Annotated in this window: 17 protein-coding genes and 2 pseudogenes; 12 read left to right on the top strand and 7 right to left on the bottom strand. The window is 60.2% G+C overall.

Annotated features, from left to right (window positions below; translation table 11 throughout):
* The first annotated feature begins 319 nt into the window (after nt 1-319).
* From AC0L2K_RS32970 to AC0L2K_RS32950, 5 genes are all read left to right on the top strand, one after another.
* Nucleotides 320-1,165 (top strand): hypothetical protein, encoded by an 846-nt coding sequence (locus AC0L2K_RS32970; protein WP_158302694.1) that lies wholly within the window; start codon nt 320-322, stop codon nt 1,163-1,165.
* Nucleotides 1,162-2,481 (top strand): ParB N-terminal domain-containing protein, encoded by a 1,320-nt coding sequence (locus AC0L2K_RS32965; protein WP_473533397.1) that lies wholly within the window; start codon nt 1,162-1,164, stop codon nt 2,479-2,481. The genes AC0L2K_RS32970 and AC0L2K_RS32965 overlap by 4 nt, the downstream gene beginning before the upstream one ends.
* Complete coding sequence (locus AC0L2K_RS32960; protein ID WP_473533396.1) at nt 2,478-4,370, top strand: DEAD/DEAH box helicase; 1,893 nt, start codon at nt 2,478-2,480, stop codon at nt 4,368-4,370. The genes AC0L2K_RS32965 and AC0L2K_RS32960 overlap by 4 nt, the downstream gene beginning before the upstream one ends.
* Nucleotides 4,363-5,271 carry a protein NO VEIN domain-containing protein gene (locus AC0L2K_RS32955; RefSeq protein WP_473533395.1) on the top strand — a complete coding sequence of 303 codons (909 nt, stop codon included), beginning with the start codon at nt 4,363-4,365 and terminating at the stop codon, nt 5,269-5,271. Before AC0L2K_RS32960 ends, AC0L2K_RS32955 begins: the two co-directional genes overlap by 8 nt.
* Before the next feature lie 163 nt (nt 5,272-5,434).
* Complete coding sequence (locus AC0L2K_RS32950; RefSeq protein ID WP_473533399.1) at nt 5,435-5,692, top strand: helix-turn-helix domain-containing protein; 258 nt, start codon at nt 5,435-5,437, stop codon at nt 5,690-5,692.
* A gap of 344 nt (nt 5,693-6,036) precedes the next feature.
* Here the strand turns inward: AC0L2K_RS32950 and AC0L2K_RS32945 are convergent, their stop codons facing one another.
* A complete protein-coding gene (locus AC0L2K_RS32945) occupies nt 6,037-6,453 on the bottom strand; it encodes a very short patch repair endonuclease (protein WP_126038273.1) in 417 nt (138 codons plus the stop codon).
* A 96-nt stretch (nt 6,454-6,549) separates the two neighbouring features.
* On the opposite strand from AC0L2K_RS32945, the gene AC0L2K_RS32940 reads away from it, so the two are divergent.
* The 3 genes and pseudogenes from AC0L2K_RS32940 to AC0L2K_RS32930 all read left to right on the top strand — a co-directional run.
* Nucleotides 6,550-7,752, top strand: a complete 1,203-nt coding sequence (locus tag AC0L2K_RS32940) for a DNA cytosine methyltransferase (RefSeq protein ID WP_473533394.1) — start codon at nt 6,550-6,552, stop codon at nt 7,750-7,752.
* Nucleotides 7,682-8,461, top strand: a complete 780-nt coding sequence (locus AC0L2K_RS32935; RefSeq protein ID WP_473533393.1) for a GIY-YIG nuclease family protein — start codon at nt 7,682-7,684, stop codon at nt 8,459-8,461. The genes AC0L2K_RS32940 and AC0L2K_RS32935 overlap by 71 nt, the downstream gene beginning before the upstream one ends.
* Nucleotides 8,462-8,920: 459 nt before the next feature.
* A pseudogene (locus AC0L2K_RS32930) lies at nt 8,921-9,388 on the top strand (transposase); the annotation flags it as partial.
* A gap of 144 nt (nt 9,389-9,532) precedes the next feature.
* Here the strand turns inward: AC0L2K_RS32930 and AC0L2K_RS32925 are convergent.
* The 5 genes and pseudogenes from AC0L2K_RS32925 to AC0L2K_RS32905 form a co-directional block, all read right to left on the bottom strand.
* Nucleotides 9,533-11,401, bottom strand: coding sequence for a hypothetical protein (locus AC0L2K_RS32925; RefSeq protein WP_473533392.1), 1,869 nt, complete (start codon nt 11,399-11,401; stop codon nt 9,533-9,535).
* Nucleotides 11,401-11,916 (bottom strand): ABC-three component system middle component 2, encoded by a 516-nt coding sequence (locus tag AC0L2K_RS32920; RefSeq protein WP_245455134.1) that lies wholly within the window; start codon nt 11,914-11,916, stop codon nt 11,401-11,403. Before AC0L2K_RS32920 ends, AC0L2K_RS32925 begins: the two co-directional genes overlap by 1 nt.
* Nucleotides 11,907-12,266, bottom strand: a complete 360-nt coding sequence (locus tag AC0L2K_RS32915) for an ABC-three component system protein (RefSeq protein ID WP_473533398.1) — start codon at nt 12,264-12,266, stop codon at nt 11,907-11,909. The genes AC0L2K_RS32920 and AC0L2K_RS32915 overlap by 10 nt, the downstream gene beginning before the upstream one ends.
* 785 nt (nt 12,267-13,051) lie before the next feature.
* Nucleotides 13,052-13,402 (bottom strand): hypothetical protein, encoded by a 351-nt coding sequence (locus AC0L2K_RS32910; protein WP_473533391.1) that lies wholly within the window; start codon nt 13,400-13,402, stop codon nt 13,052-13,054.
* Nucleotides 13,403-13,585: 183 nt separating this feature from the next.
* Nucleotides 13,586-14,449 (bottom strand): annotated as a pseudogene (locus AC0L2K_RS32905) (NtaA/DmoA family FMN-dependent monooxygenase); the annotation flags it as partial.
* Between the two features lie 171 nt (nt 14,450-14,620).
* Between AC0L2K_RS32905 and AC0L2K_RS32900 the strand changes: the two are divergent.
* Complete coding sequence (locus tag AC0L2K_RS32900) at nt 14,621-15,061, top strand: hypothetical protein (RefSeq protein WP_473482837.1); 441 nt, start codon at nt 14,621-14,623, stop codon at nt 15,059-15,061.
* 6 nt (nt 15,062-15,067) lie between these two features.
* On the opposite strand, the gene AC0L2K_RS32895 is transcribed toward AC0L2K_RS32900, so the two are convergent.
* On the bottom strand, nt 15,068-15,289 hold the full coding sequence (locus tag AC0L2K_RS32895) for a hypothetical protein (protein ID WP_473533390.1): 222 nt from the start codon (nt 15,287-15,289) through the stop codon (nt 15,068-15,070).
* 133 nt (nt 15,290-15,422) lie between these two features.
* Here AC0L2K_RS32895 and AC0L2K_RS32890 point away from each other — a divergent pair, with 133 nt between their 5' ends.
* The 3 genes from AC0L2K_RS32890 to AC0L2K_RS32880 form a co-directional block, all read left to right on the top strand.
* A complete protein-coding gene (locus AC0L2K_RS32890) occupies nt 15,423-17,342 on the top strand; it encodes a potassium transporter Kup (protein WP_473533389.1) in 1,920 nt (639 codons plus the stop codon).
* 274 nt (nt 17,343-17,616) lie between these two features.
* Nucleotides 17,617-18,003 carry an ectoine synthase gene (locus AC0L2K_RS32885; protein ID WP_473482831.1) on the top strand — a complete coding sequence of 129 codons (387 nt, stop codon included), beginning with the start codon at nt 17,617-17,619 and terminating at the stop codon, nt 18,001-18,003.
* Nucleotides 18,004-18,736: 733 nt separating this feature from the next.
* The coding region (locus AC0L2K_RS32880; RefSeq protein WP_473533388.1) for a non-ribosomal peptide synthetase at nt 18,737-26,821 on the top strand (8,085 nt) is incomplete at its 3' end.

Below are 26,821 nucleotides of genomic sequence, written 5' to 3'. Positions count from 1 at the left end.
TTGATTTCGTTCGCATGCCCGCCCATTAGCGATCTTGCCGCTAACAGCCGATGAACCACACAAAGTGAGGAAGAACCTCATTAACTGCAAAGCGACAGTGCTGCGGCCCGCGCTTAGTGCTCTCTCCCGCATCGGTTCAGAGTGTACCCGTTTTCAATGAGAGAGGCGGGCGCGAAAGCCAGAACTCCTGACAAATAATAGCCGCGAACATCGTTTTGTTGAGGCCGACTCTTTGCAGTCCGTCCCTCACATCATTATAACGCTTGAACACATCGCGTCGGCCGGCGCGTTAAATACCGGCGATATGGGGGGGTGATTAATGGCTGGTGAAGAAGCTGCACCATGTCGTCATCGGGGGGCGCCACCGGAGGAGGTGGTTAATCGCGTTGCCGAAATCGTCAGCGGCATCGCCGATGACCCGCAATACCTTTATCAGCGAGGACTTTCGGCGGACGAGTTTAGATTGGCCCTTCCTGCCGCGATCGAGAAGCTTCGCGGCAGCACGGCCGCCAGCAATGCCGATCGGCGTGACTTTCTGGGTATGATTTTCGATCATATGTTGGCTGTGGGCGCGATAGCCAGTGTGGTTCGCCCAGTCTACGGGAAGGATACGATTTACCAACTGGCCGTGCCTGAAATTGGTAACGTAGCCATCATACAGAAGGGGTGTCCCGATGGCGCTCACAGCAGCGTTGCATGGTCTGTTCCCTCATGGGCTGTCGAGACCTACCTTTGGTGGTTGTGCCCGAGTCTGGCCTCGGAACCCGGAGAACATGTTTTCAAAGGGGTCAACCGACTCCGCCGTCGCTTTTTCTCGGATGCACCAGATACGCTTGATGGCATCATCTTCCACAATGACCTCTGCGGGTCAGACCTTCGACCGTGCCCAAAGATGGGCCGGGCGGTGGAGATTGGCGGAAACCGCATTCCTCCTCCGTGTATCTGGATCATGCCGGAGCGGGGCCAAGGACCTGCCTTCAACTGGGACGGTCGCCGCCAGCGGCGATTCCCGGCAGTTCTGCTCTCGGCGTTCAATGTCGATGCAGGCAATGCAAGTGTTTTGACCGGGTACATCGGGTTTCACCAAGGCGTCCGCGGCATCAGGACCACAGTCGCCTCCCGGTTTGGTCCGGGACGGTTGACGACCTTCAGGAGCTCAAAATGATGAACCCTGTGTTAGACCAGGAACGAGTCCAACACCTTCTCGCGCGCCAGAGCTCGTCGAAACGACGCGCGCTGCTGGCCGCGTGGTCGCGGCCAGATCGCGAACTGCCGCTGGTGGACCTAGAGGTGACGTGGGTGCGGCTCTCCACTCTGAACCACCGGACTAAGGCTGAGCAGATGCGAGAGATTGAGACGAAGGGGCGCCCAGACCTGTTTTCGGCGGACCCGATGGGGTCGGAAGCACAAGCGGCGCAGCTTCGTATCCTGAAATCTCAGCCGGGCTTCGATGATCTCAAGGCTGATCTGAGGGAACGTGGGCAGCAGGAGCCGGCCGTAGCTACTGCGGAGGGCGTTCTTGTAAACGGCAACCGTAGGTCCGCTGCGCTTTGTAGCCTCTATTTAGACGATCAGCATGCGCCTTCTCGATATGTCCGCTGCCTCGTCCTTCCGGCCGATGCAACCATGGACGAACTCGTCGATCTCGAGACTGAGCTGCAGATCGCACGTGACTTCCGCGAAGACTATTCGTGGGTCAATGAAGCGCTCTTGATCGAGGAACTGTTCAACCGCGAAGCCCAGAACTGGGATCGAGTCGCGGCGAGGATGCACAAGGATGTACCCAAGGTTCGGGCGCAGTATGAAAAGCTGCAGCAGCTGCATCAGCTGGTGGCACTGTCAGACGGCACTCGCCACCACGCCGACTTTGATGAGAACGAGTCAGCTTTTGAGGAACTCACTAGGCACATTCGAACTAAGCCTAAGGCTGAGGCCAATTCCGTTCGCGGCGCCTACTTCCTTGGCACGCTGACCGGGGTCAACTACCGCGATCTTCGCCACCTTCAGCGGCCGGATGCCGCCGCACTAGTCAGGCAGGAATTGGAATCGGATCCGACAATCGCACCGCTGCTTTGTGCCATCAGGCATGATGTGCCCAACAATGGCGGCGATGTTCTCGATGACGCCCTCGGTGATGCAGCACAGGAAGATGACCTTTCCGATATCCTCGCCTTCTTCGCGCGCAAGCGCAGCGAAGAGATTGTGACTCTCGCAGATGGCAAGAGCGCTGTCGTATCCGATCTAATTGCTTCCGTAGGGGCTGCCGTCGCCGTCGCGGCACAGGAAGCCGATGAGGATTCTAAGGACGCAAAGGCGCTCGTGGCTCCATTGAGCCGTCTTGCCGCCGCCAAGGAGCAGGTTGGCCGCGCAGCTGCTGCGCTTGAACGGGCGCGTAGCTTTGACGGATGGAATGAAGCCGACTTCCAAACCATGGTGGCCGCGCTCAAAGCCGAAGTGAGCAAGCTCGAGGTACGCGGATGATCCGTGCCGAGCTCTATCGGCAGGACCGTCCGACGGTGGTCGTCGATCGTTTGGACGACACGAATCCTGGTGCCTGGGCCCGGCTGCAGGAAGCCTTTGCACGCGGCATCCTCACTGGATCGGCACGGCAGTCAGTGGTGCACCCGGATGTGTTCATGGCGGAACTCGATGTCCTGCGCGACATTCGGGCAGTGTTTGCAGAGCGGGTTGAGTTAGGACCGACCCTCACATCACAGTTGCGATTAATGGCTGATGATCGTCGTGCCCGTTCCGTGGCGATCGAAGCCGGTGAGGCAAGCGAAACCGAGCTTGAGGCCCTCGCGGCCGAGCTTGAGGCCGCCGGGTTCAAAAGGAATTTGAAGCCCTTTCAACTGAGAAATCTCGCCCGCCTCATGCGTCTGCCGCATGCTGCGGACTTTTCGGTTCCTGGAGCGGGTAAGACGACGGTGGCGCTGGCGGCATTTGCTTTGGGTCGCGCTCGAGGAAGTATCGACCGTCTTATGGTCGTTGCGCCAATCGCCGCCTTCGGAGCCTGGGATGAGGATGCAGTCGCTTGCTTCAAAAAGCCACCGCGCGTTGTAATCTTTGGGGGTCCCGAAACAATTATCCCGCAAGACACGGAGATCCTGCTCTCAAATTACAATCGCGTCGCAAGCGACTATGACATCATCAGAGCCTTCGTAGCGAATAGGGCTACCAAGGTTGTGCTCGACGAAGCCCATCGCGTAAAGCGCGGCGCTTCGGGGGTGCACGGTCGTGCTGTGTTGGATTTGGCCTATGCGGCTCATCGCCGAGACGTGCTAACTGGTACGCCGGCCCCCCAAGGCGCGCACGATCTCGTGGCTCTGGTGAAGTTCCTATACCCGGGTCAGGATCGCCAGATTCTTCCTAGGTCTGCTTACATCGAAAGGCTGGGGCGCGATCCGAATGTTCTCGGTGAGACTCACGCAGCGATTACGCGGTACTTCGTTCGAACTCCCAAGAGCGAACTGGAGCTGCCTCCCACAACGTTCGAGGTTATCCGCAGACAAATGGGTCCCATCCAAAGCGCGATCTATGATGCGCTCGTGGGCCGCTATCGCGCCACTTTTTCGCTTCCCGACCGCGGTCGGCACGAGATGCAGCGCCTTGGCCGCATAGTAATGTACCTGCTCGAGGCCGCGACAAATCCCATGCTGTTAACGGCCGGTTCGGATGAGAGTGATGATCCAGGATTCCTTCACCCGCCGCTCGAGTTGTCGAGCAGCGAGCCGCTCGTCAACCTGCTACAAAGCTACAAAAGCTTTGAGACGCCGTGGAAATACCAACAAGTGCTTTCCATTGTAGCGGCAGCAGCCGAACGCGGCGAGAAGGTCCTGATCTGGTCCAATTTCGTGCGCAACCTGAAGGTGTTGGCTCGAATGCTTGCGCAATATCAGCCGGCGATAGTGCATGGAGGAGTTCCCTCCGACGACGGCGCTCCCCCTGGCGACCTAACGCGCGAGAATGAATTTCGGCGGTTCCGACATGATGCCCACTGCGTGGCGCTCCTGGCAAATCCTGCAGCCTGCGGCGAGGGCATCAGCCTCCATCACTGGTGTCACCACGCTGTGTTCCTAGATAGGACGTTCAATGCGGGCCACTTCCTGCAGAGCCAGGATCGCATTCACAGGCTAGGGCTGTCGGCGGATGTAAAAACGCGCTTCACGCTACTCATCAGCTCGAACACCATCGACAAGACGGTTGACGGAAGGCTTCACGACAAGGTCAGGGCGCTATCCCGTTTGATGGATGATCCCGGCCTAGTCCAGATCTCACTACCTTCTCCAGATGAGGGCGAAGGCGGTGCACCTGCGTTCGAGGATGATTGGCACGCCGTAGCCGCACACGTCGGAACCATAGATGTATGAGTTGCCAAGTCGCGGACGCTGTCATGCTGCCTTCCTGCTGGCCTACAGTGCGCGGCTGAGGCCTTCACGTGACTTCAACTCTTGGGTGATATCCGCGAGCGGGAAGTCGACCATCATGGCCGCCTCAACTGACGTCCTAGGTACCGCGAGGCTGCTCGTAGATATCAACCTCGCTAGCATAACCGATCTCGTCGCGATCAATCCCGTACTTGCCGCTTTCGACAGCAAGGCTGATCGACATAGTCTGTTGGGCATTGCCCGTCTCTTGCTGCAGAGATGCCCTCCGGCGTGGATTGGAGCTGCAATTGTCGACGGGCGTCTGGCCCCAGAATTCATTCCCGATAGTGACCTAGAAGCCCTTTCCTGGCTTGGGCCGGATCTGGAACCACTGCTCGTCGAGATACATCATCGGCTAACACGTAAGGCCTTTGACGAGCGCAGAAAGATGCTCGGCAATGCTGGCGAACTCGCAGTCATGTCGGCCCTTCGTTATGAGAGATACTCACCGGTGCATGTGGCGCTCCTCTCTGATTGGTACGGCTACGACATTGAGAACCGTCGGGCCTCTGCTACCGAGCGCTTGGAGGTGAAGGCGTGCGTAAGAGCCACCGCAGACCGCGTATTCGTGTCGCGCAACGAATTCGACAAAGCAGCAAAGTTCGGGTCCGAATGGCGGCTCATTCAGGTGATATTTTCGTCAAGTGTAATGGTGGAACGAACCATCGTAGCCGCTCATGTAGAGGAGGTCCGTGAACTTAGCAGCTGCGCGCTCCAAGCGTTGGCTCCTGATCCATCGCCGACGTTCCAATGGACCGATTCCGCTGAATTTCGCCCGACCCTCGATATGTGGATTCCAAGCGCACTGCGCGTGGATAACACCTTTTCATTGGAGTGTAGGTAAGATGTGCGCGCCTCGTTGTCGCTTGCGCGTCCGGAGAACTATAAGACCATCCATCTGGAAAGACCGCACATTTCATAAAAGGCCCCGGTGCCTAGCAGTGTGACAGCCCGGGAGCAGATGGAGCGACGCATCGAGCTCGAAACTGCCGCGGCTGATCGAGTTGGTGTTGTCGCGGCCGCTGGTCTCCACCACCATGATCCAGAAGGAGCTCAAGGTGACGCGACAGGCTGTGCGCTCAACCTCGTTGCCGAGTTCACCCTGTCAACCTGCGCGAAATCACGGGATGGCGCGATGTCGGGCGTGGGGGTCGTTTGGCTATTCAGGTCGGATTTCATTGGTCTCCGTGGGCGAAAGATCGAGTGTCACGTGGCAACGTAGTAATCCTTGCTTTGCCTTGCCGGCGGCACGGCATGGGCCGTGATCAGACCGTCTCAGATGAATGAAGACCTTTTTTCGCTTTGGGCCAAGGTTTGCCGAAGACTGTCAGGAAAAGGGCATCTGTCGCATTCATATCGCCATAAGGCAGTTTTCGGCATCCGTCATCTACGCCAACTTTCGGATGCATTATCTGATTCCGCGCTGTGATCGCTGCGGAAAGTAAGGGCCACCATGCCCGATTTGTGTCGAATTGTTTGTGCGAAAAACGCCACAATAGAAAATGCAGCCTTCATCAATTGAACGGTATTTATGACGCAGTAAGATTATTGACGAACATGTTAGATCTTGAAACCGAGGTAAGAAAGGGAGTCAGCCACTCCGGGATTTTTAAGAAGCATGCTTGCCCAGGAAGTCGGCGAGTCGGCGAGCAAGGCGGTCCGCGTCTTTCATCTCGCATTCCCAGATCACTAGGACCCGCCATCCGTCGGCCTCGATCGCTGCGACGCTCGCGGCATCGCGCTCGACGTTCCTCGCGATCTTCGCCGACCAGTATTCCCGGTTCTTTTTCGGCATACGCGCGCCGCGCTTGCACCCATGTCCGTGCCAGAAGCACCCATGTACGAAGATGACGGCCTGTCGCCGGGAGAACACCAAGTCGGGCTTCCCGGGCAAGTCCTTGCGGTGCAGCCTGAAGCGATAGCCGAGTGCGTGCGCGAGGCGGCGGACGGCCATCTCCGGTTTTGTGCCGGTTGACCGGACCAAGGACATTTGTCGGCTTCTGGCAGGATCAACGTTCGCAGTCATGGAAAATTCATGGTGAGCATGTTACGGATGAGAACAAACCGTAAACCATTTTCGGCGTGGGGTATGTTAGCATTACGCGCGAATCACGGGGAGATCATGCGGACATTTTATGAGTTTTTCGCCGGCGGAGGGATGGCGCGTGCCGGACTTGGTCCAGACTGGCAGTGTGCCTTCGCTAACGATTTCGATGTAAAAAAAGGCCTGACGTATCAGGTCAACTGGGGGACCGGCGGCGAGCTGACTATCGGTGATATTCGGCAAGTCAAGATCGACAAGCTCCCCGGCACTACCGACTTAGCTTGGGGGTCATTCCCTTGTCAGGATCTGTCGCTTGCCGGAGGCGGCGCTGGATTGAAAGGCGAGCGTTCGGGAACCTTCTATCCGTTCTGGACGATTATGAACGGCCTGATCGCACAGGGCCGCGGTCCGAAGATCATCGCGCTGGAAAACGTTAACGGGACTCTGACCAGCCACGGAGGCGCTGACTTCGTGGCGATCGCCGAGACTTTCGCGAAAGCGGGCTACCGCTATGGCGCTATGGTCATCGACGCAAAACTTTTTGTCCCGCAGAGTCGCCCAAGGCTCTTCGTCATCGGCGTCCGGGCGGATTTCGAGGTCGACGAGGCCATGCTATCGCCGGAGCCGGTGGCGCCCTTCCATCCCCGCGGCCTTCAAAACGCGGTCGCAAGGATTCCTGCAAAGGCGCGCAAGCGGTGGCTGTGGTGGAATCTTCCTTCTCCGCCTGTTCGCAACACATGCTTCGCCGACCTCGTCGAAGAAAATCCCTCGAGCGTCGAATGGCACACCACGGAACAGACCGCGCGGCTGATCGCCCAGATGTCTCCGGTGAATATCGCGAAGCTTGAGGCCGCGAAGCGGGCCGGGCGCCGCATGGTGGGGACCGTCTACAAGCGGACGAGACCGCAGAATCCTAACGGCAAAGCTGTAAGAGCGGAAGTGCGCTTCGACGAGATCGCGGGCTGCCTGCGCACACCGACGGGAGGGTCGTCCCGGCAGACGATCATGGTCGTGGACGGCGCCCGTGTCCGGTCGCGCTTGATCAGCGCGAGGGAGACCGCACGGCTCATGGGACTTCCGGACGACTACAAGTTGCCTCGCGCATACAATGAAGGCTACCACCTTACAGGGGACGGGGTGGCAGTTCCGGTCGTTCGCTTTCTGGCGCAGCACCTGTTCGAGCCGGTCCTCCGAGCGACCGAGAGACAACATGGCGAAACTCCCGAACAGCACATCAGACAGCACGAAAACACCGCCGCTCGAAACGGACGAGCTGCGTAAGGCCATTCGGAAGTTCTTCCGCGAAACGCTCTACGACGACCCCTCGGGTGAGAAGCGTCCCGTCGGCAGCTATCGCTGGGGAGTGTACGCGTTCTACGACTACGACGGGGAGCCGATCTACGTCGGCCAGACCAAGGAGAAGGTTTCCGGCCGCGTCGGGCGCCACCTCACGAACCAGCGCACCGACGCTGTGGCGATGTCGGTGTTGGACCCTTTTGAGGTGGCGGAGATACAGGTCTGGCCACTGCCGCAGTTCGAGGCCGTGGGGTCGAAGCACTCTGACTTTAAAACGGCGAATGCGCACCTAAACGCGCTCGAGCACCTTGTCTTCACTCGGCTACGCAACGAGAGCAAGTTCAAGGCGATCCTGAATGAGAAGGACCCGCCGGCGCCGACTGTAGAAATCACCGAGCCGCCTTCCATGCGTGGTTCGATTGTCTCCGACCGGATCCAGGAGTTGCGCGGCCATCCGGACACCCGTTTGGCACGTCGGGCGCTCATCGTGTCCAAGCTGTCGCAGGTCATCTCCGAACGCGAGGTGAAGATGGGCCTTCGACGTGTGCTCGTGACCCAGACTAGGCGCATGAACTGGCTGGCGGAAAGACGCTTCGAGAAACTCGGCGGCGAGAGCCTAGTAGAGGAAGGAGCCGAGGACGAAGAGGACACAAAGGGAGACTTGGACGGGGACGGAACTGCGATTCCACACTGACGAACTGAGTGCATCGCGTCGAAAGTAGGTTAAACAACAATTATGCGCGATGCCCTTGGTCACCGTCGGCGTCGGGTCTATCTGCGTCAGGGGAATTGGGCGACATCGACCTTAGCGACGTCGCCGATCGTCAATCTCGCCGCCCAAGTTAGCGGCGTAGCCCGCCGCTTTTCTCGGATCAAGGCGAATAGGCAAGACCACACCCAATCCGGCCCGCGCCATCCCGCCCCGCAAAAAATTCATAAAATGCGCCAACATGCATTGCGTCTCTCTCGCCGGCATTGTCGTCAAACAACACTGAAGTGTTTACTAAAGACTGTTGGGGCAGCTTGCTTAGATAGTATCCTGAAGGTTCTGCAAAAAGCTCTTGAGAGAGAACAGCCCTTACTCTGAGGCGAGGGGCGGCCATGGCACGCTGGTGACGTTGCGATCACCGATTCCCGTGGAAGGGCAAGTGCCATGACCAAGCGAGACGTTAGACTGAGCAGAGGCGAGTTGAAAGCGTTGCTGTTGTCAGATGAGGACGCCTTTCGCAGAGTTTTGCAGACTGTCGTGCAGGAGGCTTTGGAAGCCGAGATGACGGAGGCGATCGGGGCCGAGAAAGGCGAGCGAACGGCGGAGCGGGTTGGTTACCGGTCCGGCTATTATGAGCGCAAGCTTGTGACGCGGGTTGGGGTCCTGGAACTTCGCTTTCCGCAGGATCGGGTCGGCCGGTTCTCCTTGTTCGAGTGCTACCAGCGCTCGGAGAAGGAACTGGTATCGGCGCTGGTCGAGATGTACGTGCAAGGCGTGTCAACCCGCAAGGTCAAGGCGATCACCGAAGAGCTGTGCGGCCATTCCTTTTCGGCCTCGACGGTGAGCGAGGCGACGGCGCGGCTGGATGAGGCGCTGAAGGCGTTCTTTGAGCAGCGGCTTGCCGAACCTTATCCATGTAGCGGTGGCAGTCACAGTTCGAATCATCCCAAGCTATCACTTTGGACGATCCCAGATTCTTGTTTTGTTCGCAATGCCCGGTGCCGCCGCGAGGTATCCTCGTGCGTCAACTGTACGTGCACGGGTTTGCGTTTGGGGCTAACCCAGCTTAGGGAAAAGACCGTATCTGCCTTCACCGTCCACGCCGGTAAAGGTTTCAATTTTGGCTAGAGGCCGAATTCCGTTCGGGGGGTCGGAATTCTCAATTATGATGATCTGCGCCAGGTCTTTCAGGCCAGCGAGATGTTCATAGAAGTGCGTCGCAAGGCTTGTTTTCTTAAGTTCTTCCTCGTCGGCTGAAAGCTCGCCGTGCTTGCTCTTCATCGGCTCGCGATATGTGAGAAGCGGTGTGTCTAGAACCAAAAAGCCAGGATGTGGCAAATCTCGGCGCCGGCAGAAGAGAAGCACCGCAACATTGAATGCGGCATGCAAGATGGCCCGGACGCCTTTTCCGTTCGCCGACCTGGGCTTACCTCCGATGGTAACATCGTTCGTTTCAATATCGAACTGCGCGCGGTCGGCTTGCGGAAATTTCCAAGCCGTCAATACTTCTCGCACGACCTCTCCGAATGTGTAGGCAATTGTGCTATCCACACCCACGTCGAGTTTGTCTGCCTTGCCCTCAGAAACCTTCTCTTCGATCTGGGATCGACGAACCACGAGACGGTCCCTTCTCTCGTAAAGGTCTTCCGCTCGATCAAGCCGTGCCTTGGTAGCAGAGAGTTCTTCGTAGAGGTGACGTGCAGCGATTTCTTTGGGCCGAGCGTCCTCTATTCTTTTCCCAGCACGATCAATCTCGTCCGACAACTTTGCAGACCTGCTTCGCAAGCCCGTTGCCTCGGCCTCAAGCGATGTTATCGTCTGACCTAGTTCACGCTGCTCAATCTGAATCTTCCTCACCTCGGCGGCAGCAGCCCTGTGAGCAAGGGCGATCTCATCTGCGGCATGATTGTGCCGCTGGACACCAGGCGGCGCCCCGCAGACCGGACAATCGCGTTCCGCCATAGTGACCAGTATGAATCCGCCCTCCTCCAAAGCCTGTAGCCGGGCAATGTCGGACTTGTAGACCTCACTAAGACGGCCGAAGCGCTGCAGCGTCACTTCGAGTTCCGTAAATCGAGAAACCAGGTCGCGTTGGGTTTCCACAAGCTGCCGACGCTCGGTCACAAGGCTGTCAAGATTGTTTTGAGCCTGACGCAAGTTGTCATGCAGGGAGCCTAGGGATCCTTCGATCTTTCTGATCTGTTCGGTGAGCTCCTCACGCGTCGGCCCACCCTCGCCAATCTCCTCATCAAGTTGAGCGATCATCTCATCGACCAACTCAACCTTTGCAGTTCGGGCGACACTTTTCTCCTTTTTACCTGCAACGGTAACAGCCGCGCCATCGTCGTTGCCGGTTAGAAGCAGACGGAACAAGTTCCGTTCAAACGTCCGCTGACTGGGAATTCCAGAATAGAGGACGGGACTTCTCTCGGAAATGATGTCTTCCTCCGACACAACGACGTACGGAGATAGCAAGCGGATCGAGAGAGTATCTTTTTCCGCGTTCGCGCTTTTGACGATTACCTTGTTCGCAAGGCCAAGCGTCTCCAGGAGGAAATATGAAACGTTGTCGCTTCGCTTGGCGTCGAATTTACCTTGAAGGATGGCCCCCGCCGCAGAGGGTGTATTCTTGATCAACCCATCGTGCACGCGGAACGCGCCGCCCTTTGTAGCCCGATAAAGTGTGACGTCTCGGGCGCTAGAGAGCGTCAGTCCTAGCCAAACAGCATCGTAGTGCGTGATTTCCTCAGTTTTGGGCAATTCCTTGGTCGCTGCCAGCATGAAGTTTAGCGCCTTGGTCGTAAACGACTTGCCGGTGTTGGAGGCTCCGTAAACTATGTTGAGGCCATCGTTGAACGACAGTTCAGCCGGCGCGACTGATGGTCCTGTGAAAACCAGGTGACGAATCGTGATGCCGCTCGCCATTATGCGCTACTGCCGGTGGGGGCGTGATCTGCGCGGAATTCGGCGGTCCAGCGGCCGATCTTGGCCTCAATCACAGCTTTGATTTCGACCGTCGCCATTCCAGCAAAGCGCTGGGCAATCCAGCGGGCACGCTCTTTGAGTGCCATCGAATAGTCGGACTGAAGCAGGTCTAGGTAGGTTGGCGCATCCTCGCTGGCGACAAACGTGACGCCAAGGTCTGTTTCCACGACGTCAACGAGATGCACCTGCTGCATGATGCGCAAGCTCTTCTCCACCAGCTGACGACGAACGAAGAGTTCACCGGTGCGATTCGGCAAGTCCGGATGGAGACTGGGGGGCACGTCCTCTCCATCGAGGTCAGCCGTATGAACGACCAAGTGGTCCAGCCAAGTCATTTCGATCAGATCACACTGACGCGGATAAAATGCTTCCAACAGCATCACCGCTCGGATGCCGGTCTCGAGGGTGCTGTTGAAAGGATGACTCGGTTGCCGTCCCTCGCTGATCACTTCCACGGAAGCCGCCCCTCATTCGCGAAATGATGACAGGTACCTTGTTTGACCTGCACCCGCGCGTGGCGTCCTAACACCCCGGAAGCTTGGATGGTAGCCGCCTGCGACAGTACCCTTGTCACACGTTCCAGGCCGTCACCGTTGGACTCCATGTAGACATCCGAAACCCCGTGATAAACCTCATCCTTGAACGTCGAAAGATAGTCCGGAGGGGTCGAGTCACGATAATAACGATCGAACTCGGCCGCGTCGAAGTACCGAGTTCGCTGATCACGCAAATGGGTGCCCCACCGAGCGTCCTGTAGAACCGCAGCCGGGTTCTCGAACTTTGATCCGGCGCGCTCGCCATAAATATCGACCAGCTGACTGATGTAAGCAGATTCTGATCTTGCAGCTGGTCAGGTGCCACGCCAAGCGGCGAAGGTCCCGGATCATCGTTGAACCATTTCACGAGCACAGTCTTCGCGTGGCTGTCATCGACGAGACGGACGGCGTCCAGAGAATACACTTGGGTAAAGTCGAAAGCATTTATTGCCGAGCGGATCTCCTCGCTCAAAGGGACGGTTGCATTCTCGACCAACTCCCCGGCTATGTCGGTGGCCCACCGATCGAGGAAGGCCTGCCTGAAGCGTTCCGGATGTGCAATGAAGGCCTGAACGTTGCGCACAACCCCTCGAGGGGCGACGAACGTATAGGAGCGCGGCAGCGTGTACTCACCCTTCGCTGCGTGCATGAAGATTTTGCCCAGCTCAACAAACGCCGCCTTTTCCGATAGACGGGCACCGAGTTGCTTGCACTGGAAGTTGTCCCAAGGGCCTTCATGCCGCTGATCTGTGACGTAAGCCACGACATCGCGTCCCATATCGCCGGTGCCGGACCAACGCTCGTGTGAGTTGTAGTCCTTCGTACGGTTCGCAAGCCAGTCGTTGACAAAGGCTTCGAGACGCTCGTCGGGCAATGCGGTGAGCTGGACGGCGTAGTTTGGGCTCAAGATATCGCTCTAGGTTCGAAACGGCGGAGCAAGGTTCGCCGTTCCTTGTTCAATTGACAAGCCAGCGCACAATACATGCCCGATAAAATCCAATGGGCATCATTTGCCAGTCCGGTCCAAGCTTATTCGCAAGAGGTCAAGGCTACATTAACCAGCAAACAAATCAGGTTGGCATTCATCGGGTTTGTCACGTACCCACCCGGCCCGCAGACGGGAATATTCCTCACCGAAACGCTCGCGCTCGAAGAACCAGAGGCGCATCAGCGGATAGATGCGCTCATCGTATAAGGGGCCAAACACGTACAAAAAGTCGCTATGTCTTCCATCCCAGTTGATCAGTGCGCCATCGGTAGCGGATGTCGAGGTGAAGCCTACCCGTCCGCGCCATGCCTGTGGCGAGCGGGGACCGGACAAGGGGTTGGTGCTCTTGCTCTGATCCGCGATCAGGCCGGCGCAGTCGTAGACCCGTCCGGCCCGAATCTCCTCAAGCGCGGCCATCAGGACGCAGCTGGCACCGCCGCCGATGATTCGCAAGGGACCTGATCGGAGCCGTGCCGGCAGTCGGGTCGCGATACGCGGAAATGGCGGCTGTCATGATCGCGCGGGTCTCCCTGGCGGCCCCACCAAACTATTATGTGTTGGCGTAACGCTTTGAGGTTGAATGCCCGATGCGAAGGTGGCTCAGGCGGTCGCCTTTTGTGGCCGGCTGAACGTATTTTCCGGGCGCGGCAAACCGAAATGGTCTCTCAGCGTTGCCCCGTCATAGTCGTGCCGGAAAAGTCCGCTTTTGCGCAAGATCGGTACCACCTCTTCGGCGAATATAGCGAACCCGCCTTGCAGATAGGGTGGCATGATATTGAAGCCGTCCGCGGCACCATTGTCGAACCATTCCTGGATCTTGTCGGCAATCTGTTCGGGCGTCCCGGCCTGGACCCAATGGCCGCGCGCCCCGGCGAGGCGGTGGAGCAACTGGCGGATAGTTGGATTTTCGCGCTCGATGATGTCGAGGACGACGTGGAAGCGGCTGCTCGCACCGCGCTCGCCCTCTACGTGGATAAGCTCACGCGGAAATGGCCCGTCCAGATCGTAGCTGGAAGGGTCGGCGTCTACGATGCGGCGTAGCTGGTGAAGAGAATATTCCGGCTGCGTCAGCTCATTGAACTCGTCATGCAACGCGCGGGCTTCCGCCTCGGTGGAACCGATGAAGGAGCTGATGCCGGGCAAGACCTTGACGTGGTCAGGGTTGCGGCCAACCGACTTCACGCGCGCTTTGATGTCAGCGTAAAATTCCTGCGCGTTGCCGAGTGTCTGATGGGCTGTGAATATCGCCTCGGCATAGCGGCTTGCGAATGACCGTCCGTCTTGCGACGAACCTGCCTGGACGTAGACCGGACGCCCCTGCGGCGAGCGCGGAAGCGTGAGCGGTCCCTTCACCCGATGGTATTTGCCGATGTGGTTGATTGGGTGGATCTTGTCGGTGTCGGCAAAGATTCCGGACTCCCGGTCCGAGACGAGCGCGTCGTCCTCCCAGCTGTCCCAGAGCTGTCGATGGCTTCAGCGTCCCGATCAGGGGTCGGAACAAGAACTGTTCCCAGCGACACGCTAAGGTTGCGGATTCCGACGTGAAGCCGGCCACCATTCCAACCAAAGACCGGCCGGTTTTCAGCACTGAAGATTACCTCCTGGGTCAGCAACTTTGGCATCGATTACCTCGCGATGAACGAGGACATTTTGATGCCGGCAAAGGACCATCTCCGGGAGCGCGATTTCGAGCCGCTCGTCAAGGATATTTTTCGCGAATTTATGAAGTGCGGTTTCTCCCGGTGCTATGCATTTGCTGCCGTCCCGCTCCGAATGGTGCGCGAAATGATGGACCTTGACGGCGCCCCTCCTGGCCACCATCCGCTTTCCGCAGCCGGTACACTTGCCTGCACATGCGAGGCCAGAGGGTACGTCATCAATATGGACGAGTGTTCCGTCGGCAGCTTCCGCCACAAAGGCTGCGCCCTGTTCTGTGCAGTCGAAGAGCTGCCCGAGCCGAGGTTTCGTGATGCTTCAATCACCGAAATTAAGCGGCCAGAAGGTAGCCTCCGACCGGTGCAGCGGCGGGGCGTCGTATTCCTTTCGAATCAGCACTGTTCGCCCGCGACTGATTGACTTTCGTCACGGCTGCCACATGCAACCAATCCACTGCTCTTCATAGCCTTTTGCAAAGTCTCTCATCTGGGACATTTGCGGCCGGCTCCCATGCTCGATCCAGCGAGACGTGGCCAACTCGAACGCAGGGCCAAGCCGCTCACCGGCCGCACTTTGCGGCGCAGAGAACGATTCGATTTCCGCGGCGCGATACTGGTTGAAGAAGCCACCAAGCTTGTCGAAGCGCACACGGTCGGGCTTCGGGCTGGCGAGTCTGCCAAGGCGAGCAACGACAGGGGATGCCGGCAGACATTACGTTGCGGCACTTGATATTGCAGTGCAGCAAGCGTAGAGCACCGCGCGCTTATTCGGAGTGTCGTCCATGGCCCTTACCAATGCTGGTAACGAGGCAGAACCTGTCCAACAATCGAGCCATTCTGAGGTCGAGCAGCACAGCACCAAGGTGCTGATGCTGGGGGCACTCGGTGTCGTTTACGGCGATATCGGCACCAGCCCGATCTATGCATTCCGCGAAGCGTTGCATGCATCAGCCGGTGGCAACGTCGCCAACCGTGGCGACATCCTCGGCGTGCTGTCGCTGATCATCTGGTCACTGACGATCACCGTGACGATCAAATACATCATGTTCGTGCTCCGCGCCGACAATCGAGGCGAGGGCGGAGTGCTGTCGCTTGTGGCGCTGGCGCGCAACAGTTTCCCGACCCGCTCGGCGGTGATCCTCGGCATCGGCATCGTCGGCGCGGCGCTTTTTTTCGGCGACGCAGTCATTACGCCGGCAATCTCGGTACTGTCGGCGGTCGAAGGTATGAATGTCGTCACGCCGACACTCCAGCCCTATGTGGTGCCGCTGACACTGGCCATCCTGGCGATCGTGTTTGCGGTACAGCGGTTTGGCACCGGCGGCGTAGGATTGGTGTTCGGGCCCGTTACCGCGCTGTGGTTCCTGGCCATCGGCCTTTCCGGCCTCAACCATATCATGGACGACCCCGAAATCCTGCTGGCAATCAGCCCGCATTACATCGTGGCGTTCCTGGTCAACTCGCCCGAAGTCGCCTTCGTCACGGTTGGTGCGGTTTTTCTCGCCGTCACCGGCGCCGAGGCGCTCTATGCCGACCTCGGCCATTTCGGGCGCAAGCCGATCGTGCTTGCCTGGCTGGCGGTAGTGTTTCCTTGCCTGTTGCTCAGCTATGTCGGGCAGGGCGCCTTCGTGCTGGCGCATGGCGGTGTCGTCGGTCATCCCTTCTTCGAGATGAACGAAGGCTGGACGCTTATCCCGATGGTGGTGCTGGCGACGGCGGCGACCGTGATCGCCAGCCAGGCGGTGATCTCCGGCGCCTTCTCGCTGACCAGGCAGGCGGTACAGCTCAACATGCTGCCGCGTTTCGTGATCCTGCATACGTCGGAAAAACAGTCGGGCCAAATCTACCTGCCGCGCGTCAACCTGCTGCTGGCGCTGGTGGTGATGCTGCTGGTGGTCGGCTTCGGTGAATCGAGCAGACTGGCCTCGGCCTACGGTATTTCGGTGACCGGCAACATGCTGGTGACGAACATACTGCTTTTTATTGTGATGACGCGCATCTGGAAGTGGCCGGTCGGCGTCGCGGTCGCCTTGATGGCGGTGTTCGCCTTCATCGATACCGGCTTCTTTGCGGCCAACATAGTCAAGGTGTTTGAAGGGGGCTGGTCCTCGCTTGCCATTGCCGCAGTTATTGTGCTCACCATGTGGACCTGGATCCGCGGCACCCGCTATTTGTTCGAAAAGACGCGCCGGAACGAGATCCCGCTGGATTTCCTTGCCGGCAATCTGCTGAAGAAGAAGCCGCATCTGGTGTCGGGCACTGCGGTGTTTCTGACCAGCGATCCGCTCAGCGCGCCGACCGCGCTGATGCACAGCCTGAAGAACTACAAGGTGCTGCACGAGCAGAACGTCATCCTTTCGGTAGTGACGGCGCCGCAGCCGGTGGTCGCGGACAGCGAGCGAGTCAAGATGGAAATCGTCAACGAGCTGTTCATGCGGGTGACGCTGACCTTCGGCTATATGGAGCAGCCCAACATTCCGCGCGCGCTGGCGATCTGCCGCAAGCAGGGCTGGAAGTTCGACATCATGACGACGTCCTTCTTCCTGTCACGGCGCTCGCTCAAGGCATCCCCCAATTCCGGCATGCCGATCTGGCAAGACAAGCTGTTCATCGGCCTGGCGCGCTCGGCGGCCGATGCGACGGAGTATTTCCAGATCCCGACCGGACGTGTCGTCGAGATCGGGACGCAGGTGGCCGTTTAGGCATGCCGCGGTAATCGATGTGCCGCAAGTCCCCTTCCGTACCAGGGTGGCACGAGATTTGCTTTAGCCACAGGCTGCGGAGTTGTATTCGTGTCGCGAGGCACAGCAAAGGAAGGAAACAACTTGCCAGATTGCGACCGAAAACACTTTATGGGGCCGGTAGGGCATTCTGAAACATGTAACGCAGGCGGCAGTACCGCGCAGAAGTGGCAACATCACGGTAGTACGGGCCCTACTTCCGGCTCGGCTGCGGAATACAAAAGGGGATAGCGCTATGATTGTGCGTAGCCTGCAGGATGTTGAAGCGACCGATCACTTCGTCGATTGGGGCAATGGTACTAGCCACCGCCTCCTGACGGATAAGGACGGCATGGGCTTTAGCATCTGCCACACCGTAGTGCGCGCTAACACGGTCTCGCTTCTGCAATACCGTAATCATCTTGAAGCCTGCTACTGCGTCGCCGGAGAGGGCGAGGTCGAGGACATGGATGGTAATGTCTTTCCCATTCGCAAGGGCGATATCTATGTGCTTGATAAGCATGACAAGCATCTTCTGCGTGGGGGCCGAGACAAGGACCTGATCCTCGTAAGTATCTTCAACCCGCCCCTCAACGGAACCGAGCGCCACAGGCTCAACGACCCGACAGGCTCGGCATATTGAACAAAGTAGACCAACGACAGATCTCAAACCGCCCGCTTAATGCGAGGACACCTTAGCGACCCAACCCATCCGCACCGCACGGGCGCGCGGACCTCAGCGGAAAAATTGTTCGTTGTCTCGTTCACATGGGCTCCGCTTTCTCATTGGTCTTCATTGATAAACGGGGCTTCCCACGAAGATGTCCCTACCCACGCGGCCGCAGCCCGCGTGGACAGTGATATGTTCCAGGCTCCGCTTGCTTCGCCGAACACTCGGCGAGATTCCGGAAGGCCTGTGCCGATTGAAAGGCGCGCTCAAGGGTAGGATGTCCGGCGTTGTCGGATAAGCTACATAGCAGTGTTGCTATCATGTTCATTGAGAACGACTTCACCTTTGGCACGATGCATGCGTAGTCGTAAAAAGGCGCACAGACTGAGAGAAGTCGTCCGCTGACAACGCTCACCGGAAACTCAGACGAGGGTACGGTGGCAACTGCAATGTCGTCGGCGACGGTATTGGTGACGGAGGGAGTTTGGCGGGACATTGGAATCTGAATGAAGGTGGTCGCCTTCCGAGCTTAAGCGATGAACAGGCGCACAGCATAACTGCCGCCCATGAAAAGCTGGCCCCTTCAGAGTATTTTTGGCGGCAGCGGCTAGAGCAGTTCAAAACATCCCAGCTTCCCTTCGTGTCGTCGTCCGTAGCTGAGACGCCGCCCAGATGGCAGTCGAGTTCGGGGATCATTCCAAGTGCTTTGGCCAAGCTGTCGCCACTCGATCGCACGGAATATTTGGTAACGGCTTGGCTGATCTATCTCGCCCGCATCACGGGAGAAGCAGAGCTTCAACTGGGATGCACGCCCGCATCGGATAGATCGCAAGCGGGTTCGAAAGCGGGAGAGATGCTTATCGCCTCTGTCGTGCCGATCGAAGTCTCCATTGATCTTGCACATAATTTTGAGGGAGTGCGCGGGGCGGTGGCGGCCGAATTCGCTCGGCTGACGGAGCACGGCAGCTTCGCGCGGGATCTTATCGCGCGCTGCCCGACATTGCGAGGTGTGGAGGCACTACGATCACACCAGCCCTGGTCAATTGGCATCACGATTACAGCAGATAACTGTTCTGCCGCTAGCGATCTAGCTCCGAACGCGAGTTCTGAGACAACCCTGTCCGGTAATTTGCTGACATTCGAGCTTTGCACTCTGGATGGGAGCTTTCGATGGCACTTTGATGCAAGTCGATTAGCACCGACGCAGATCGACCGTATGACGCAGCATTTGCAAACATTGTTGTATGGCGTGATGGCCGATGCGGGGCAGCCGGTCGGCCGCATCGATATCCTGCCGGCCGCCGAGCGCACCTATCTGCTGGAGGATCTGAACCGGACGGCGGCGGATTATCGTTCGAACCGGTGCATCCATGAGTTGTTCGAGGCGCAGGTGCGCCAAGCGCCGGAGGCGGCGGCGGTGGTCTGTGACGACGAGCGCCTGAGCTATGGCGAGCTCAACGCTCGGGCCAACCGGCTAGCCCATCATTTGATCGCCCTTGGAGTCAAGCCGGACCGGCCGGTGGCGATCTGCGTGGAGCGCAGCCTGGCCATGGTAGTCGGTGTCTTGGCAATCCTCAAGTCGGGCGGCGCCTATCTACCGCTGGACCCGGCCTACCCCTGCGCGCGGCTGCGGCAGGTCCTCGGCGATGCCTCGCCGCGGCTGCTGCTTTGTGATGCGGCCGGACGCTCCGCGTTAGGCGCCGAGGCGCTGGCCGATGTCACGATGGTCGATCTGGAGACGGCCACCCCGGCCTGGGTCGAGTTGCCCGCCTCGAACCCGGACCCGCGCACGCTTGGCCTCACATCCCGCCATCTCGCCTATGTCATCTACACTTCAGGCTCTACCGGAACGCCAAAGGGCGTCGAAATGTCCCACGGCTCGCTTGTGAATTCGCTCGCGGGGGTTGGCACGTCAAAACTTTGCACACTTCAATTCGCGACCCTGAACTTCGATGTGTCCTCCCAGGAATTGTTCATTTGCTGGAAGGAGGGTGGACTGCTCGTGCTCTTGCGGGAAGAAACCCGCAAGGACTTCTCCGACTTGCTCGAGTTCGTGAAGGGGGAGGCGATCGAGCGGCTTTTCCTTCCATTCGTAGCATTGAACCATTTTGCGGAGGTCTGGGGCGGGCAGCAAGTGCAACTGCCCTCTCTAAGAGAGATCTATACAGCGGGTGAGCAACTGCAGGCTACTCCAGGGCTTAAGGCGTTCTTCGAAGCACATCCAAAGGCGAGATTGATCAATCAATACGGGTCGACAGAGATCAACGTCATTGCCGAGCACCGGCTTACAGCTGACCCATCATGTTGGCCCCAATTGCCTCCCCTTGGCCGTCCGATTGCGAACACGCGGGTGTACCTGCTTGACGGCCATGGTGCACCTGTGCCGTTCGGGGCGGTGGGCGAGCTTTACATTGGCGGCGCAGGCGTTGCGCGTGGCTACCTGAACCGGCCTGATCTGACGGCCGAGCGGTTCATCGCCAGTCCCTTTGTGGACGGCGATCGGCTGTATAAGACCGGCGACCTGGGGCGTTATCTGCCGGACGGCAATCTGGAGTTTTTGGGCCGCAACGACGACCAGGTGAAGATGCGCGGCTTCCGCATCGAGCCGGGCGAGATCGCGGCGCGGCTTTGCGAGCATGCCTGGGTGCGTGAGGCGGTGGTGGTGGCGCGCCAGGACCGCGCCGGCGACAAGCACCTTGTCGCCTATGTCGTGTGCGCGCCCGAGGCCGGCTCGGACGGGGACGATGGCGGCGCGCTTGCCGGCGCCTTGCGCGCGCATGTGAGCGGGCGGCTGCCGGACTACATGGTGCCATCCGCCTTCGTGCGGCTCGAGGCCTTGCCGCTTACGCCGAACGGCAAGCTGGACCGCAAGGCACTGCCGGTTCCCGATGACGACGCCTATGCACACGCCACCTATGAAGCGCCGCAGGGCGCGGTCGAGACGGCGCTGGCAGAGATTTGGGTGCATCTGCTCGGGATCGAGCGGGTCGGGCGCCACGACAACTTCTTCGAACTCGGCGGCCACTCGCTCCTGGCGGTGCAGCTGATGAGCCGCTTGCCGCAGGCCGTCGGTGTCGAGCTGCCGCTGACGAGGCTGTTCGCCAGGCCGGTGCTTTGCGATCTGGCCGAAAGCATCGTCGAGGTGTTGAGCCGGACCGGTCCGCAAGACCTGCCGGCGATTGCGACGGTGTCGCGCGACGAGCCGCTTGCGCTGTCGTTCGCGCAGCAGCGGCTATGGTTTTTGGCGCAGCTGGACGAGGGCAGTACGAACTATCACATTCCGCTGGCCTTGCGGCTGCGCGGCGTGCTCGACCGCAGCGCCTGGCAGCGCAGCCTTGACCGTCTGTTTGCCCGTCATGAGGCGCTGCGCGGTGTCTTTGTCGCTCCGGAGGGCAAGCCTTGGTTTGAGGTCCTGCCGTCGGATGCGGGACTGCCGGTGCTCGAGCACGATCTGCGGGAGAGGCCGGATGCAGAGGCGGCGCTTTTGGATCTGTGCCATGAAGAGGCGCAGGCACCCTTCGATCTTGCGCGCGGGCCGCTGATCCGCGGGCGTCTGATCCGGATGTCGGATGAGGAACATGTTTTCCAGCTGACCCAGCATCACATTGTCTCGGACGGCTGGTCGATGGGCGTGCTGGTGCGTGAACTCAGTGAGCTTTACCGGGCGTTTGCAGCCGGACAGGACGATCCGCTGCCACCGCTGGCGATCCAGTATCCGGATTATGCCGCCTGGCAACGGCAGTGGCTGTCGGGGGACAGGCTGCAGAGCCAGGCCCGTTACTGGCGCGAGGCCCTGTCGGGGGCTCCTGCTTGTCTTGCCTTGCCAACGGACCGCGTGCGGCCGGCCCAGCAGTTGTTTGCCGGGGCCAGTGTGCCGATCGTCATCGATGCGGATCTGACGCGGGATCTGAAGCGGCTGAGCCGGCAGCATGGCACGACGTTGTTCATGACGGTGCTGGCGGCCTGGGCGGCGGTGCTTTCGCGCCTGTCGGGGCAGGACGACGTCGTGATCGGCGTTCCGAGCGCCAATCGCGGCCGGCGCGAGATCGAAGAGTTGATCGGCTTCTTCGTCAACACCCTGGCGCTTAGGCTCGACTTGTCGGGCGCGCCGAGCGTGTCGGAGCTTTTGGCGAGGACGCGGCGCACGGCGCTGGCCGCGCAGGAGCATCAGGACCTGCCGTTCGAGCAGGTCGTCGAGATCGCGCAGCCGCCCCGGCATCTTGATCACACGCCGTTGTTCCAGGTGATGCTGGCCTGGAAGAACAACACCGTCGGGTCATTGGACCTGCCGGGGCTGAGTGTGGAGGCTGCCGGGAAGGGGTATGATCAGGTCAAGTTCGATCTGGAGCTCGACCTTGGTGAAGATGGCGATCAGATCGCCGGATCGCTGCACTATGCTACGGCGCTATTCGACGAAGCGACGATCGAGCGGCAGCGCGGCTATCTTTTGGCATTGCTGCGGGCGATGGTTGCCGATGCCGGGCAGCCGGTTGGTCGCATCGAGCTGCTGTCGCCCGAGGAGCGGACCTACCTTTTGGAGGATCTGAACCTGACGGACGCGGACTATCCGTCGGATCTTTGCATCCACGAGCTGTTCGAGGCGCAGGTGCGTCAGGCGCCGGATGCGGAGGCGGTGGTCCATGAGGACGAGCGCCTGAGCTATGGCGAGCTCAATGTGCGGGCCAACCGGCTGGCCCATCATCTGATCGCCCTTGGAATCAAGCCGGGGAACCGAATTGCGACAGTGCTGGACCGCTCCGTCGCTCTTGTCGTGGCGCAATTGGCGGTCCTCAAGGCGGGCGGAGTGTATGTGCCGATCGATGGTGGCGTTCCGTCTGCGCGACAAGGATGGCTGATTGCCGACTGTGCTGCGCGCCTCGTGCTTAGCGAGGGTGACGATGAATTGGTTGATGTGACGGTCCCTGTTCTGTCTGTTGGGCCACTCATGGCTGAGAATGGGTCTAACGCCGACCCTGGCTTGACGTTAAGCGCCGAGGCCGCGGCTTACGTGATGTACACTTCCGGCTCGACCGGCCTTCCCAAGGGGGTTGTTGTTCTTCATCGTGCGGTCAACCGGCTCGTCATCAACAATGGCTATGCGAAGATCGATGCCCGAGATCGTGTGGCGTGGGTGGGTAATCCCGCCTTCGACGCCAGCACATTTGAAGTGTGGTCCCCGCTGCTCAACGGTGGCTGCATTATTGCATTGGATGCTACCACCGTTATAAATCCTTCAAATTTTGCCAAGTCACTTGAACAGCAACGGGTGACAACCCTTTTCCTAACAACAGCGTTATTCAACAAATATACGTCATCGATCGCTCCAGCGTTGGCACAACTTAAGTACCTCCTTTCTGGAGGCGAGGCCAGTGACGTTCCCTCATTTTTGAGACTGCTGAGAGAAGAAGGTCCTGTACGCCTCATTCACTGCTACGGCCCGACAGAGAATACCACCTTCAGTCTCTGCTACCCCGTACCTGCTGGTTTCGACGGCCGAAGGGTCCCGATCGGCCGTCCGATATCGAACACGCGGCTTTATCTGCTTGACGGCCATGGCACGCCGGTTCCGTTCGGGGCGGTGGGCGAGCTCTATATCGGCGGAGCGGGCGTGGCGCGCGGCTATCTCAACCGGCCCGAGCTGACGGCCGAGCGCTTCATTGCCAGCCCGTTTGTGGCTGGCGACCGTCTGTACCGCACCGGCGATCTGGCGCGCTATCTGCCGGACGGCAATCTGGAGTTCTTGGGCCGCAACGACGAGCAGGTGAAGATCCGCGGCTTCCGCATCGAGCCGGGCGAGATTGCGGCGCGGCTTGTCGAGCATGAATGGGTGCGCGATGCGGTGGTGGTGGCGCGCGAGGATCGCACCGGTGAGATGCGGCTCGTCGCCTATGTGGTGTGCGCGCAGCAAGAGGCGGACGAAGCGGGAGCGCCGGAGAAGGCCGGCGCCGGGGACAAAGAGGCGGGCGCGCTTGCCTCTGCGTTGCGCGGGCATCTTGGCGCGCGGCTGCCCGACTACATGGTGCCGTCGGCCTTCGTGCGCCTGGACGGGCTGCCGCTGACGCCGAACGGCAAGCTGGACCGCAAGGCGCTGCCTGCGCCGCAGGACGATGCCTATGCGCGCAACGCCTATGCAGCGCCGCAGGGCGAGGTCGAGACGGCGCTGGCCGCGATCTGGGCCGAGCTTCTGGGGCTCGAGCGGGTCGGCCGCCACGACCACTTCTTCGAGCTCGGCGGCCATTCGCTGCTGGCGGTGCGGCTGCTGAGCCGGCTCTCGCAGGCCGTCGGTGTCGAGGTGCCGCTGTCGACGCTCTTCGCCAGGCCGGTGCTTTGCGATCTGGCGGAAAGCATCGTTGAAGATTTGAGCCGCGCCGATCGCAAAGACCTGCCGGCGATTGTTGCCGTGTCGCGCGATGAGCCGCTTGCGCTCTCCTTCGCCCAGCAGCGGCTGTGGTTCCTGGCGCAGCTGGACGGGGCCGGCACCAATTACCAGATCCCGCTGGCCTTGCGGCTGACGGGCCGGCTCGATCGGGCGGCCCTGCAGCGCAGCCTCGATGGTGTGTTTGCGCGTCACGAGGCGTTGCGCCATGTGTTTGTCGCGCCCGACGGCAAGCCCTGTGTCGGGATCCTGCCTGCGGATGCGGGTCTGCGGCCGGTCGAGCACGACCTGTGCGGCCGGGCCGATGCTGAGGCGGCACTTGAGCACCTGTGCCGTGAAGAGGCGCACACGCCCTTCGACCTGTCGCGCGGGCCGATGATCCGCGCTTGCCTGATCCGGCTGTCGCATGAGGAGCACGTCTTCCTGCTGACGCAGCATCACATTGTCTCGGACGGCTGGTCGATGGGCGTGCTGGTGCGGGAACTCGGTCAGCTCTACCGGGCCTTCGCTGCCGGGCATGATGATCCCTTGGCGCCGCTCGGCATCCAGTATGCGGACTATGCTGCCTGGCAGCGGCAGTGGCTGTCGGGGGACAGGCTGCAGAGCCAGGCCCGTTACTGGCGCGAGGCCCTGTCGGGGGCTCCTGCTTGTCTTGCCTTGCCGACGGACCGGCCGCGCCCGGCCCAGCAGTCCTTTGCCGGGGCCGGCGTGCCGGTGGTCATCGATCGGGCGCTGACGCGCGGGCTGAAGCGGCTGGCCAACCAGCAGGGCACGACCTTGTTCATGACGGTGCTGGCGGCCTGGGCGGCGGTGCTGTCGCGCCTGTCAGGGCAGGACGACATCGTCATCGGCGTGCCGAGCGCCAATCGCGGCCGGCGCGAGATCGAAGAGCTGATCGGCTTCTTCGTCAACACGCTTGCGCTTCGCCTGGACCTGTCGGGGGCGCCGAGCGTGGCGCAGCTTCTGGAACGCACGCGGCGCACCGCGCTTGCCGCGCAGGAGCATCAGGACCTGCCGTTCGAGCAGGTGGTTGAGATCGTCAAGCCGCCGCGCGCGCTCGACCACACGCCGCTGTTCCAGGTGATGCTGGCCTGGCAGAACGCGGCCGTCGAGCGGCTTGATCTGCCCGGGCTCGCGGTCGAGGCTGTGGGCAATGCCTACGACCAGGTCAAGTTCGACCTGGAGCTGAGCCTTGGCGAGAGCGGCGAGGATCTCGCCGGAACGCTGCACTATGCGACGGCACTGTTCGACGAAGCCACGATCGAGCGGCAGCGCGGCTATCTTTTGGCGCTGCTGCGGGCGATGGTTGCCGATGCCGGGCAGCCGGTCGGCCGCATCGAGCTGCTGTCGCCCGAGGAGCGGACTTACCTTTTGGAGGAGCTGAACCGGACGGAAGCGGATTATCCGTCGCACAAGTGCATCCACGAGCTGTTCGAGGCGCAGGTGCGTCAGGGGCCCGACAGGGTGGCGCTGGTGCATGAGGCCGAGGCGCTCTCCTATGGCGAGCTCAATGCCCGCGCCAACCGGCTGGCCCACCATCTGATCGGGCTTGGGGTGAAGCCGGACCAGCCGGTGGCGATCTGCGTCGAGCGCAGCCCGGCGATGGTGGTGGGGGTGCTTGCGATCCTGAAGGCGGGCGGTGCCTATGTGCCGCTCGACCCGGCCTATCCGAGCGCCCGGCTTGGCCAGGTGCTTGAGGATGCCGCGCCGCGGCTCTTGCTTTGCGATGCCGCCGGACGCGCCGCCCTGGGCGCGGGGGCTCTTGGCCAGGTGGGCGTGGTCGACCTCGACGCCGCAGAACCCGCCTGGGCCGGGCAGCCCGCCGAGGATCCCGACCCGCATGCGCTGGGGCTCACCGCGCGCCATCTCGCCTACATCATCTACACCTCCGGCTCCACCGGGGCCCCAAAGGGGGCAAAGAATGAGCATCGGGCTATTATCAATCGCCTGATCTGGATGCAGAAAGCCTACGCTCTTAATGCGACTGATGTCGTTTTGCAGAAGACGCCATTTGGCTTCGATGTCTCGGCCTGGGAATTCTTCTGGACGTTGCTTGAAGGGGCGACCCTGGTGCTGGCGCCATCGGCGGCACACAAAAACCCCGAGGCGCTTGTAAAAGTGATCCTCAGCCAACGGATCACCACTGCGCACTTTGTACCATCCATGCTGGCTAGCTTTATGGACACGAAGGGCGCTGATCGCTGCACATCGCTGCAGTGCCTCGTGTGCAGTGGCGAGGCGCTTCCTGCCTCTCTTGCGCACAAGGTTCGAAGGGTATTGCCTTTGACCGGCCTGCACAATCTGTACGGTCCCACGGAAGCTGCTATCGACGTTACAGCCTGGAGTTGCCCGGCTGAGTTTGATGGGCCAGTTGTCCCGATCGGCCGTCCGATTGCGAACACGCGGGTGTACCTG

The sequence above is a fragment of the Mesorhizobium sp. WSM4817 genome, from assembly GCF_055811135.1.
Note: the sequence above shows the minus strand (reverse complement) of the source record. Positions and strands in the feature narration are given on the sequence as shown.